This window comes from Patescibacteria group bacterium, assembly GCA_018817085.1.
Taxonomy (GTDB): Bacteria; Patescibacteriota; WWE3; order CG2-30-40-12; family CG2-30-40-12; genus CG2-30-40-12.
Genome location: JAHIUT010000051.1, coordinates 1 through 11,567 on the forward strand (window position 1 = coordinate 1; position 11,567 = coordinate 11,567).

Here is an 11,567-nt window from a genome sequence, read left to right on the forward strand (position 1 = left end):
CCTGTTCTCTAACTTAACATACATCTATTATACCATATACTATGAGGTCTGGCAAGGGGGGGAATAAAATTCATTGGGGTGCGGACCCCTTCGGGGTACCGACCCCTAATAAATACAGTTTGTCGTAAATATCCAACACCGGGTGTTAGAGAGTATCTATTTTCACTTCCCCACTTCGGCGGTCTTTAATCTCAACTCCGCCTTGTTCTATACTTTTTTTGCTTATCACTATCCTTTTTGGAATCCCCAACAAATCGCAATCCGCAAATTTTGTACCTATGCTTATACTGCGGTCATCGAATAAAACATCAACTCCAAGCATCTTTTTGTAATACTCAAAAGCCCTATCCTTTAACTCCTCCTCCACATAAGTTAAATAATAATCAAAGGGAGCAACATTCTCTGGCCAAATAATACCTTTATCGTCATAATTTTGCTCCACAATCGTTGCCATAAGCCTTCCTAACCCTATACCGTAACAGCCCATTACCAACGGTTTTTTTACACCGTCCTTATCCGTAAAATACGCCTTCATCGCTTCGCTATACTCTGTTCCCAACATAAATATGTGTCCATTCTCCACATTGTTTTTTAAAACCACTCCCCCACCACACTTGGGACATTTCGCAACCTTATCGCCAACGGCTTCAACATTGCCCGCCCAATCACAACTTTTACAAACATACATTTTATCTTCGCCGTTTTCGCAAGGAACCCCAAACTCATTGCTATACTCGCCTCCAATAGAACCAGAATCGGCATCCATCAACCTAACCTCTTTAAGTCCACACCTCTCAAAAATAGTAAAATACGCCTTAATAACCGTTTTGTAGAAATCGGCAAAATCCTCCTTGTCCTTGTGAAAACTATACATATCTTTCATCACAAACTCCCTAACCCGCAATAACCCGCCTACGGCCCTCATTTCGTTTCTAAATTTATTCTGTATTTGGTAAACCGCAAAAGGTAAGTCTTTATAGGAACCCACAAACCGTCTTGCCAAATCCGTAACCACCTCTTCGTGCGTGGGGCCAAGCGCAAGCTCCTTATTATGCCTGTCCTTAAACTTAAATAAAGGGGGGTCAATTTTGTCCCATCTGCCCGTTTCCAGCCATTGCGATTTTTTTTGCAAAGCGGGCATCAATATCTCTTGCCCGCCAATTTTGTTCATCTCTTCCCTAATTATATTGGAAATTTTGGTATGCACCCGCCACCCTAAAGGCAAGTAAGTATAAACACCCGACATTAACTGGTCTATAAACCCGCCACGAGCTAAGTATTTATGAGAAATAGTTTCAGCAGATTTGGGATAATCTCTTAAAGTTTTAGCAAAAAGTTTTGAGTAAAGCATAAAAGTATTTAATCACAAATAACAAACCTCCTCAACCCTTTTTACCGAAACATAAAAAAGTCTTTGAAGGCTATAAAAATTGCCAAAACAACCAAAAAAGCCATTCCGGCGGAAGAAGTTATACGCATAAACTTTAACGGGGGCGTCTTTTTAAAAATAACCTCATACCCTACAAAAACCAAATGCCCCCCATCAAGACCCGGAAACGGCAAAATATTCATTATGGCAAGCGATAAACTCAAAAGCGCCGTAAAATCAATTATCGCCATTAAAGCGGAAACCCCACCAATTTTTATCAACGCTTCCACAATAAAAAATATTCCCACCGGTCCCGTTAATGTTCCGGCAACCGGCTCGGCAGATTTGGTTTCTATAGAAGCCTTAATAAGCGTTTTAAAAATACTGCCGGAATAAGAAAAAATATTATAACTGTGGAGAAATGGCGACAATATTTTTTCTAACGGACGGCTATAAGAAATGTTTACCGACTCGCCAAGCCCTATCCCTACCACAAACCGCCCTAAACTCTCCTCGTATCTAGTTTTAGCAGTAACCTCCCTTATTATGCTATCCTGCACATTTTGGACTTTGAAAATAAGGTTTTTGTCGTTTTTATCGGCAATAAAATTTATAACTTCCTCTGGATTTTGAGGGGCAATAGCAATATTAGAATTATTGTCCTGCCTAATCTGCAAAATATGGTCGCCCGGTTTAAAAATGTTGTTTTGAGAATACACAATTACATTTTGCGTTACTTTAGTTTCTCCGTATCTAAAAGAAAAATCGTCCATAAGAAAAAGAGGCAGGGATGTAAAGTTGGTAACGATAAAAAGCCCGTAATACAAAACTATAGCAAGAAAGAGATTCATAAAAATCCCGCCGGTTAGAATAAAAAACTTTGTTGAGGGCTTTTTATTTGCAAAATTACCCTTGTCTTTTTTGTTCCCTTCCTCATACTCGCTACCGGGAATTCTTACAAAACCTCCAAATGGAATAAGATTTATGGAATACAAAGTACCTTTTATCTTTTTGCCAAAAAGTTTGGGCGGAAACCCAAACCCAAACTCGTCCACCCTAACCCCGCTTTTTTTGGCGACCAAAAGATGCCCCAACTCGTGAATGAGGATTAGGAGGGAAAATATGAGGAAGAAGACAATAAATGATAAGAACATAAATTCAAATGACAAAACTCAAAATTCAATTCAAATGCTATCTAAGGAGACTCCTTTTTCAAAGGAGTCTCCTTTGTTAAATTTTTGATCTTTTTCGTTACACCCTCATCACTTCTTCTTTCTTCGCTTTGCCAATGTTTTCAAGCCCCAAAGTTTCTTTGCGAACTTTATCCTCCACCTCTTCCCTACCCTTAAAATACTCATCCTCCGATATTTTGCTGTTCTCTTTTTGCTCGTCTAAACTTCGCATTGCATCCTGCCTAATAGTCCTAACCGCTATTTTAGCGTCCTCCACTTTTTTACCAACAATTTTTGCCAACTCGCCCCGCCTCTCCTCGGTTAAGGAAGGAACGGGAACTTTTACATTGTCCCCATCTGCAACAGGACTTAAGCCCGTTCCAGAAGAAGATATCGCGCTTACAATTTTAGATAAAATACTCTTGTCCCAGGGAGAAACCATAAGTGTTTGCGCGTCTAAAATAGAAAGGGTGGCAAGCTCTTTAAGGGTTAAACGAGGGGTGCCGGGATAGGCTTCTACCAACACATTTTCTATTAAAGAAATATTTGCGCGACCGGCTCTAATGGTTGAAAGCTCGGATATTAAATAATCTTTTGTAGATTGTAATTTAGCAGGTAGGTCACGCATAGATAATCTCAAATCTCAAACCTCGCAAAATCTCCGATTTTGATATTTTCTCCCGTTTTAGCAATAACCTCTTTAATTAACATCCCCATAGTTTTTGAACCGTCTCTAATATAGGGTTGGGACAACAAATCCTTCCCGTCTTTAGGATTCATCGCGCAAATCTGCATCGCCAGCTCTTTTCCCAAATTTTGAAAATCGGAAGTTTTGGCAGAAAAATCCGTTTCGCAGGTTAAAACCAATAAGGAAGCCGCCTTTCCGGTAGCGTGAATGTACGAAAACACAAGCCCGTCTCCCGTTTCCCTTTCGGATTTTTTGGCGGCTTTTTCAAACCCTTGCCTTTGCAAAATTTCTTTTGCTTTGGAAATTTTGTTTCCAGCTTCCTCAAGCGCGCGCTTGATGTCCATAACTCCCGCGCCCGTTTCGCTTCTTAAAGATTTTATTAAGGTTATATCCATGTTTATCTAAGGAGTTTCCCCGCCAGCTGGCGGAGAGACTCCTTTGTTAAATTCGAATTCTTTTGAGTTTTGACATTTTCATTGTACCCCAGCTCCACCGCTGACGCAACGGTTTTAACAATTAAAGAAATTGCGTTTATAGCGTCGTCATTGCCGGGAATGGGATAGTCAACATTAGAGATGTCGTTGTTCGTGTCGCTTAATGATACTATTTTTACACCCGTTCTAACCGCCTCGCGGTATGCCGTTTTTTCTTTTTTAACATCAACTATAAAAACAGCGGCGGGAACTTCTTTCATATCAAAAATTCCCCCCACCATAAACTCCAACTTTTTAATTTCTCGGTCTAACAAAAGCTGTTCCTTTTTAGTGTAATGAGAAAACGCGCCTTCTTTTCTTTGGCGAATTAAATCTTTTAGCCTTACTATATTCTTTTTTATTTCGGAAAAATTGGTTAAAGTCCCGCCAATCCACCTGTTTGACATACAAAACGCCCCGCTTTTTCCCGCCGCATCTTTAATTATATCCTGCGCTTGTCTTTTGGTACCCACAAAAAGAATTGGTTTGCCCTCTTTTGCGGTTTGATACAAAAACTCGCACGCTTCTTGCAGTTTTTGCTCGGTAATAAAAAGGTCCATTATGTGAATATTGCTTTTTTTGCCAAAAATATAAAGCGCCATTGAAGGATGCCATCTACGCACCTGATGCCCAAAATGAACTCCCGCTTCCAGCATTTCCTCGGGAGTAGGAATAGAAAGCTTGGGTTTTTTAACCACAGTGGATTTTTTTGCGCTGGATTTTATCTCCAACTTTTCACTTTTTACTTTAATTTTTTTCTCCATACTCTTTAATCAAAGCTAACTAAGGAGTCTCCTTCTTCAAAGGAAACTCCTTTGTAACTTACCAAAAAAACAAGTCAATTGCAAGCCCCGTTTTTTGCTCTTGCATTCTATGTTAAGTTACTATACAATTATGTACATTATGTTAACACAAGAGCAGTCGCAAAGGTTTGCGATTGAAGAACAAACTTCAACCGATAACATTCTAAAGGAACATTACCAAATATATATTTTAGACATCTTGTTTAGCGCGCCTTTTAGTAGTTCTTTAGCATTTAAGGGCGGCACGGCGTTAAAACTTGTATATAACTCCTTCAGATTTTCCGAAGATTTGGACTTTTCAATTATCAACACCATAGACTTTGCAAAATTCAAAAAAACTATACAAAAAATCCCAAATATAATACCCGAAAGTAAAATAAACGAAGTTTATGAAAAAAAATACACACTTTTTGCCAAACTTACTTTTAATATAGACTTTAAACCAATCCCGATTGGCGTTAAGGTGGAAATCAACAAAGGCAAAAAAGAGTTTGAATATACGCCTTCGCTTATAAGAAGTAGGTTTAACAATTTGGAAGTAATTGGAAACACTTATACCTTAAAACAGATATTGAAAGATAAGAAACTTACTCTTAAAGAACGAAGAGAGCCGAGAGATCTTTTTGATACTTGGTACATAAGCCAAAAGTTAGGTGTTGCCTACAATGTTTCAAAGGAAATAAAGTACACAAGAAAAGAGCTTATGGATAAACTAAACCCATACTTGCCAAAAAAGCAAAGAAATGTCCTAAATCTATTTGAAAAATGAAAAAAGAGGAACTGATAAAAAAAATTAAAGAGATTAATAAAAAGGCATTTACAGCAAATGACCTAAAAAGTCTTTTCCCCAATGATTCTAGATTAATAAATACCTATATAAAAAGATTCAAGGACGCCAATGTTATTACCCCCATCACAAGAGGGTTGTATATGATAACAAATGATACTATTGATATAGAAAAGTTAGCTACAAGCTCCTACTATCCCAGCTATATAAGCTTTGAAAGCGCGCTATCAAAATATGGCATAATTAACCAAGGATTATACAAAATAACGCTTGCAACAACTAGACATTCAAAAAAAGTAACATTGCTGGGAACCGAATGCGAATATTCAAAAATAAACAAAGACTTATTCTTTGGATTTAATCTAATGGACGGAGTTTATATTGCAGAACCGGAAAAAGCCTTTTTAGATATGTTGTACCTCGTTGCTTTAGGCAAAAGAAAAACTAATTACAACGAATGGTGTATAAACTCTCTAAACCACAATAAACTAACAAAATATGCCAAACTATTCGGAAAGGCGACGGAAAAGTTGTCGGGAAAAATATTAGGAAGGGGCATCTAACTTCCAAACCGCGAAATCGCATTTGGGATAAGCGGAACATCCATAAAATGTTTTGCCTTTTTTAGTTTTTCGGACAATTATGTCCCCGTCTTTACACTTAGGACATTTTATGCCCGTTTTCTCTATAATAGGTCTTAAATAATCACACTTTGGGTAATCGCTACAGCTGACAAACCTGCCATACTTACCTAACTTTACTATCAAAGGACTACTGCATTTAGGACATTTCTCTTCCATTGTCTCCAAAACGGTGTAATCGGATTTTTTTATAGCGTCTTGCTTTTCATTTAATAATTTTTCAAAAGGGTCATAAAACTCTTTTATCACTGAAAGGTACTCTTTGTGATGATTTGCTACCTCATCCAATTCATTTTCCATTTTAGCCGTAAAATTAACATCCACAATTTCGGCAAAATTGTCCGTTAACAGCTTTGTAACCACAATACCTGAATCGGTAGGTTTTAATTTGCCCTCTATTTTTTGCGTATAACCTCTATCCTGTATCGTTGACACAATAGGGGCGTAAGTTGAGGGCCTGCCTATGCCAAACTTTTCAAGTTCTTTTATTAGCGAAGCCTCGTTATAAAAAGAGGGTGGCGGGGTTTGTTTCTCTAAGGCATCCAAAGACACAAAATGTAGCTGCTTCCCTATCGTCATATTCGAAGGAATATCAGACGCCGTTTCGGGGGAAGAGTCGCGCCTGTTGCTAACCGCCATCCAACCAGAAAACTTTAACACACTATCTTTCACCAACAAAGTGTAATTATTACTGCCTTTTAACGCCGATATTTTAACAGTAACCCCAGAATAAACAGCGTTTGTCATTTGGCAAGCCACCGTTTTTTGCCATACAATCTCATACAAACGGAGAGCATCCCCCTCCATTTTAGTACTCGTCTTAACTTTAACATCCGTTGGTCTAATTGCCTCATGCGCCTCCTGCGCAACTTTTACTTTAGTTTTATAAAACCGAGGTTCTTTAGGCAAATATTCTTTACCGTATTTTTCGGCAATAAAACCCCTTATTGCAGACAAGGACGAACTACTTAAGTTAGTGCTATCCGTTCTCATATAGGTAATTAACCCAGCTTCATACAGTTTTTGCGCCAAAGACATAGTCTTTTTAGGGCTAAACCCCAATTTCCAACTCGCCTCTTGTTGCAAAGATGAAGTGGTAAAGGGTGGTTTTGGCGCTTTTTGGTACTCTTTTTCCTCTATACTATCAATCTTGTATTCAGCAAGAGGTAACTCGGTTTTAATTTCGGATAGTTTATTTTCGTTATTTATCGTAGTTTGAGACACGGTGTATTCCCCCGCAAAGAGAGGGTACTTTCTTTTAGTGTAAATAGGAACGCCGTTAATATGGGTTAGTTTGGCATTCAAAACACCACCCCCACCCACCGTCCGAGGAGTCCCCTTCGGGGCCGCCTCGGAGGTGTTTAATACATTATTTTCCTGCAAGAGGGTTTCTACTTCATAAAACCTCTCGCTTTTAAATGCGTCTATTTCCTTTTGTCTCTCCACTAAAAACCTAACGGCGGGGCTTTGCACCCTTCCCGCAGAAAGACCATAACGAATTTTTTTCCATAAAAGAGGAGATAGTTTATAACCGACCAATCTATCTAAAACTCTGCGCGCCCGTTGAGCGTCCACTAAAAATGTATCAATTTCTCTAGGATGTTCAAAAGCCGAAAGAACCGCGTCTTTTGTTATCTCATTAAACGAAACTCGTTGGAATAAGGGCGCAGAGCGCCGTCTAAGAAAAGCGCCTGTACCTTTCGGGGGTACTTGGACAGGCGGGGGCGTAGCCCCCAGCTTTTCGTGACGGCGAACAAGCCCATCCTCTGAAAAAACTTGCGCCAAATGCCAAGCGATAGCCTCTCCTTCCCGGTCAGGGTCAGTGGCTAAATAAATAGCCTTTGCTGATTTTACAAGTTTTGTTAAAGCAGACACGGTCTTTTTTTTAGAAGGGGAAATTTCGTAACTTTCTGTAAAATTGTTTTCAACATCTACCCCAAGCTTGCTTTTAGGCAAATCCCGTATATGCCCCATAGAAGCAACCACCTTATATTCTTTACCGAGATATTTTTCTAAAGTTTTAGATTTTGACGGCGATTCAACGATTACTAGGTTCATATTCTCCTATACACTCCCCTCCCCACATCCTTCACCATACCTTTTAACTCCAAGCTCGTCAAGAGGGCGGAAACTGTATAAATAACCATATTCGCTTTTACCGCCACATCGTCTATATACAACTCCCCTTCTTTTAATACTTCTAAAATTGCGTTTTCGGCAGACGAAAGGGGGAACTCGCTTTTAAAAGCTATCTTTTTTATTCTGCTATCCACATCTAAAACCTCCAAAATTTCATCCACACTGCAAACAAGCCTTGCCCCCTCTCTTATCAGTTTGTTTGTTCCTTTGCTAACAGGACTGAAAATACTCCCTGGTATTGCCATTACTTCTTTTTTTAGCTTTAAAGCCGCCTCTATCGTATATAATGTTCCGGATTTTTCCGCCGCTTCCACTACCAAAATCGCGCTTGCCAAAGCCGAAATAATTCTGTCTCGTTTGGGAAAAGTCCACGGGGCCCCGGCTTCGTTTTCTCCAAATTCCGTTATAATAGCTCCCGCTCCTTCCATCATTTGGGCAACTACATTTTTGTCCCCCACTTTATGGATAAAATTCTTTCCAAAACCCAAAACGCCGAGGGTGCGTCCACCTGCTTGCAAAGCCACTTTATGCGCGGTTAAATCAACTCCGTACATTAACCCGCTCACAATTGTAACTCCCGCTTGCGACACTTGCGAAACTATTTCCTCACACACATCTTCGCCATAAGAAGACATTTTTCTAGAACCCACCACCGCTAAAGCTAAAGAATCAGAAGGGACAATTTCTCCGGCGATATATAGAACAGGCGGGGGGTTTGGCAAATCCAAAAGACGGGAGGGGTAGGAAGAAGAGTCGCTATTAACTTCTTTGAAACAAAGGTTTGTTTTCATTTTATCTAAGGAGTCTGACCCCTAATCGAACCAAAAATCCAAAATCTCTCTCGCCACGGGAGCGGCAATATCCGCCCCGCCTCCTCCCCCCTCTAAAAATACCGTTAGAACAATTTGAGCGTTATCCACCGGCGCAAACACCACAAACCACGCATGCGTTTGATACTCGCCTTTGCTGTTTTTTTGCCCAAACTCGCTAGTTCCCGTTTTGCACGCGGGTTTTATTCCCGAATGTTTCGTCGCAAAATCAAAAAACGGATATCCCGTTCCCCCCGCCTCACACGCTTCCTTAAGACCCTGCTTTACTGTTTCAAAAACTTCCTTGGATATTATGGTGTTGGATTCATCAGATATATCAGACTTATCTGAGTTATCCGATTTATCTGATGGAGTCTGACCCCTAACAATTTTAGGGCTTATCAAATAACCCCCATTAGCGATAACACTCGTCATCTGATTAACCTGAATAGGTGTGGTTAGAACATCTCCCTGCCCAATAGCAGTTATGTAACTATCTCCGATATACCACGGTTCGTCTTTTACTTCTTTTTTCCATAACGGGTCCGGTATTATACCTTTTTCCTCGTCATCAAAGCCTATTCCCGTTTCTGAACCAAGACCAAATTTTTTAGCCCAAGAAGCGAGCTTCTCAGGACCAAGATTGTTGGCAAAATCCGAGTAACCCCCCACAACTTTATAAAAAAAGGTGTCCGCCGATTCGGCTAGCGCTCTAATTATATTAACCTCACCGTGGCCCGCGGGATTCCAATCTCTATAAACAAAACTTCCCACATTTATAGCGCCGGGGGCTAGCACTTTTGTATCTGCCGTTACCACACCCTCTTCCAAAACCGCGCTTGCCGTAACAATCTTAAAAACCGAGCCGGGAGGGTATTGTCCCAACAAAGCGCGGTTAAACATAGGGTGTAAAGGATCGGAAACTATTTTATTATAGTCCGCAGAAGAAATTCCCCTTGAAAAAAGGTTAGGGTTAAAAGAAGGAAGACTAACTAAAGCTAAAATCTCCCCATTTTTAGGGTTTTGCGCAACCACCACGCCGCCCGTAGCTCCCGTTTCTTCCACCGCCTTTTTAAGCGCTTCGTAAGATTTAAGTTGAAGGTCTAAATCTATACTTATAGTTAAGTCTTTGCCATTAACAGGCTCCTTTCGAGCAATCTCTCGTAAAATACTACCTTTAGCGTCGTATTCATATAACAGACTGCCATGGCTCCCGCGCAAATATATGTCGTAAAATTTTTCCACGCCAATAACCCCCACCCGATCATCCGCTTCAGAGGAAATAAAAGAAACATAGCCCAATAAGTGCGCTAATTCCTCCGGATACAAATAATCTCTCTGGGGAGCCGTTTCCACCGCCACAGCGAAACTACCAAAAAACCCCGCTTCTATTTTAATCGCTGTATCCCGATTCACATTTCCAAAAATTGTAAACTCCCCAACACTCACAGGACTTGAAGTATCTATAAAAATGGAGAGTTTTTTAATAATTTCGGAATAATTGGAAACATTTTTGTTAATCTTAATATTAAACGAGGGCGAATTCTGCGCCAGAATACGACCCTCTCTGTCTTTAATAACCCCCCGATAGGCTTTTAAAACTTCCGCGCGTATTCTGTTCTCGTCCGAAACAGTCTCATAATAGGAACCCTTCACAATTTGCAGAACAAACAAACGGGATATCAAAAAAATTAAGCTCGCTACCGCTAAACTAATAAAAAAAACGCCTCGCCACACTCTTTCTTGCGAAGAGAACCTATCATTTTTTATTAAAGGTTGTTTTTGTATAGCGTTTAGCTCCATTTTATTAAATCTATATAAGGAGTCTCCTTTGTTAAATTTTGACCTTTGAATTTACTTCAGCTTCCTCCCAAACCCTCCAAACTTCTCGCACAATATATTTATTCCCGGATAAAACATCATAGCAATTACGGACGATATTGTCGCGCAGAGAAAGATGTCTCCAAAACCCACAAAACCTCCAAGTATAATTTGGCTTGCAAGAGTAAGTAAAGACACGATTAAAAACATATTTACTATCTTTTTCCCAAACATACCTAGCGAAAACTGTGTTATGAGAGAAAATAGTGTGAACATAAAGGTAAACCCGCCAAAACGAGTTTCTCCTATAAAATCCATCAATAATCCTGACATAAAAGCGAACTTAACGCCAAAGTTACTGGGGGTAATATAAACAACCGTTAGTACAAAGACTAACACTATATCCAAATAGACGCCAAAGACAGGGAAAGCGCTTGTTTGGAGCAGAGCAAGTATTAAGGCTATGGTTAGTAAAATAAAATATAGTTTCATATTTAAAACGCAAATCTCAAATGTCAAATGTCAAATGTTACGAAGTAAGTTCGCTTCGCGAAGTCACAACTAAAATCTTAAATCTAAAAGGCAATTTTATTACATTTTTAGTTTTGACTTTTGACATGTGGTTTTGAGCTTTGCGTTTTGAGATTTGAGATTACTCTTAGCGATAACAACTCGTTACCCTTATAACCATTATTCCGTTGTATGGGTAATTGTATGTTACCTATCCCCCATCACAAACACCATTTCCAATTTGCGCGGGTTAACCCCCAACTCTACCTCCGCCGACTTTAAAATTTCTTCTTCTTTAAAATTTATTTTCGTAACTCTGCCTATAACAAGTCCTTTAGGAATTAAAAGGTCTTCA

The 11,567-nt window shown here is 39.6% G+C and carries 12 protein-coding genes; 2 read left to right on the forward strand and 10 right to left on the reverse strand.

All coding sequences use genetic code 11. From position 1 onward, the window contains the following. Positions 1–145: 145 nt before the first annotated feature. The 5 genes from proS to rpsB form a co-directional block, all read right to left on the reverse strand. Positions 146–1,351 carry a proline--tRNA ligase gene (proS, locus tag KJ678_03360; GenBank protein MBU1017169.1) on the reverse strand — a complete coding sequence of 402 codons (1,206 nt, stop codon included), beginning with the start codon at positions 1,349–1,351 and terminating at the stop codon, positions 146–148. A 41-nt stretch (positions 1,352–1,392) separates the two neighbouring features. After that, complete coding sequence (locus tag KJ678_03365; protein ID MBU1017170.1) at positions 1,393–2,523, reverse strand: site-2 protease family protein; 1,131 nt, start codon at positions 2,521–2,523, stop codon at positions 1,393–1,395. A gap of 97 nt (positions 2,524–2,620) precedes the next feature. Beyond that, positions 2,621–3,169: a ribosome-recycling factor gene (locus tag KJ678_03370; protein ID MBU1017171.1), complete on the reverse strand. Its 549-nt coding sequence runs from the start codon at positions 3,167–3,169 to the stop codon at positions 2,621–2,623. A gap of 8 nt (positions 3,170–3,177) precedes the next feature. After that, positions 3,178–3,624, reverse strand: a complete 447-nt coding sequence (locus KJ678_03375; GenBank protein ID MBU1017172.1) for an elongation factor Ts — start codon at positions 3,622–3,624, stop codon at positions 3,178–3,180. A 2-nt stretch (positions 3,625–3,626) separates the two neighbouring features. Then, on the reverse strand, positions 3,627–4,466 hold the full coding sequence (rpsB, locus tag KJ678_03380; protein ID MBU1017173.1) for a 30S ribosomal protein S2: 840 nt from the start codon (positions 4,464–4,466) through the stop codon (positions 3,627–3,629). Between the two features lie 130 nt (positions 4,467–4,596). Between rpsB and KJ678_03385 the strand changes: the two genes are divergently transcribed. Together KJ678_03385 and KJ678_03390 are read left to right on the forward strand one after the other, a co-directional pair. After that, positions 4,597–5,274, forward strand: a complete 678-nt coding sequence (locus KJ678_03385; GenBank protein MBU1017174.1) for a nucleotidyl transferase AbiEii/AbiGii toxin family protein — start codon at positions 4,597–4,599, stop codon at positions 5,272–5,274. Continuing rightward, positions 5,271–5,855, forward strand: coding sequence for a hypothetical protein (locus tag KJ678_03390; GenBank protein MBU1017175.1), 585 nt, complete (start codon positions 5,271–5,273; stop codon positions 5,853–5,855). The genes KJ678_03385 and KJ678_03390 overlap by 4 nt, the downstream gene beginning before the upstream one ends. Here KJ678_03390 and topA read toward each other — a convergent pair. From topA to KJ678_03415, 5 genes are all read right to left on the reverse strand, one after another. Then, the gene (gene topA / locus KJ678_03395; protein MBU1017176.1) at positions 5,838–7,991 is read right to left on the reverse strand and encodes a type I DNA topoisomerase; all 2,154 of its coding nucleotides are present in this window, start codon (positions 7,989–7,991) and stop codon (positions 5,838–5,840) included. The two genes, KJ678_03390 and topA, sit on opposite strands and share 18 nt — an antisense overlap. Then, a complete protein-coding gene (gene dprA / locus KJ678_03400; GenBank protein MBU1017177.1) occupies positions 7,988–8,863 on the reverse strand; it encodes a DNA-processing protein DprA in 876 nt (291 codons plus the stop codon). Before dprA ends, topA begins: the two co-directional genes overlap by 4 nt. Positions 8,864–8,884: 21 nt before the next feature. Then, positions 8,885–10,684, reverse strand: a complete 1,800-nt coding sequence (gene mrdA / locus KJ678_03405; protein MBU1017178.1) for a penicillin-binding protein 2 — start codon at positions 10,682–10,684, stop codon at positions 8,885–8,887. A gap of 51 nt (positions 10,685–10,735) precedes the next feature. Then, on the reverse strand, positions 10,736–11,194 hold the full coding sequence (locus KJ678_03410; GenBank protein MBU1017179.1) for a hypothetical protein: 459 nt from the start codon (positions 11,192–11,194) through the stop codon (positions 10,736–10,738). 225 nt (positions 11,195–11,419) lie between these two features. After that, positions 11,420–11,567, reverse strand: a 148-nt coding sequence (locus KJ678_03415; protein ID MBU1017180.1) for a rod shape-determining protein MreC, incomplete at its 5' end; no start/stop codon positions are given.

Coding starts and splice junctions, on each gene's coding strand:
- dprA (MBU1017177.1), bottom strand. CDS start 8,863: ATGAAAACAAACCTTTGTTTCAAAGAAGTTAATAGCGACTCTTCTTCC.
- proS (MBU1017169.1), bottom strand. CDS start 1,351: ATGCTTTACTCAAAACTTTTTGCTAAAACTTTAAGAGATTATCCCAAA.
- mrdA (MBU1017178.1), bottom strand. CDS start 10,684: ATGGAGCTAAACGCTATACAAAAACAACCTTTAATAAAAAATGATAGG.
- KJ678_03365 (MBU1017170.1), bottom strand. CDS start 2,523: ATGTTCTTATCATTTATTGTCTTCTTCCTCATATTTTCCCTCCTAATC.
- KJ678_03385 (MBU1017174.1), top strand. CDS start 4,597: ATGTACATTATGTTAACACAAGAGCAGTCGCAAAGGTTTGCGATTGAA.
- KJ678_03410 (MBU1017179.1), bottom strand. CDS start 11,194: ATGAAACTATATTTTATTTTACTAACCATAGCCTTAATACTTGCTCTG.
- KJ678_03370 (MBU1017171.1), bottom strand. CDS start 3,169: ATGCGTGACCTACCTGCTAAATTACAATCTACAAAAGATTATTTAATA.
- KJ678_03375 (MBU1017172.1), bottom strand. CDS start 3,624: ATGGATATAACCTTAATAAAATCTTTAAGAAGCGAAACGGGCGCGGGA.
- topA (MBU1017176.1), bottom strand. CDS start 7,991: ATGAACCTAGTAATCGTTGAATCGCCGTCAAAATCTAAAACTTTAGAA.
- KJ678_03390 (MBU1017175.1), top strand. CDS start 5,271: ATGAAAAAAGAGGAACTGATAAAAAAAATTAAAGAGATTAATAAAAAG.
- rpsB (MBU1017173.1), bottom strand. CDS start 4,466: ATGGAGAAAAAAATTAAAGTAAAAAGTGAAAAGTTGGAGATAAAATCC.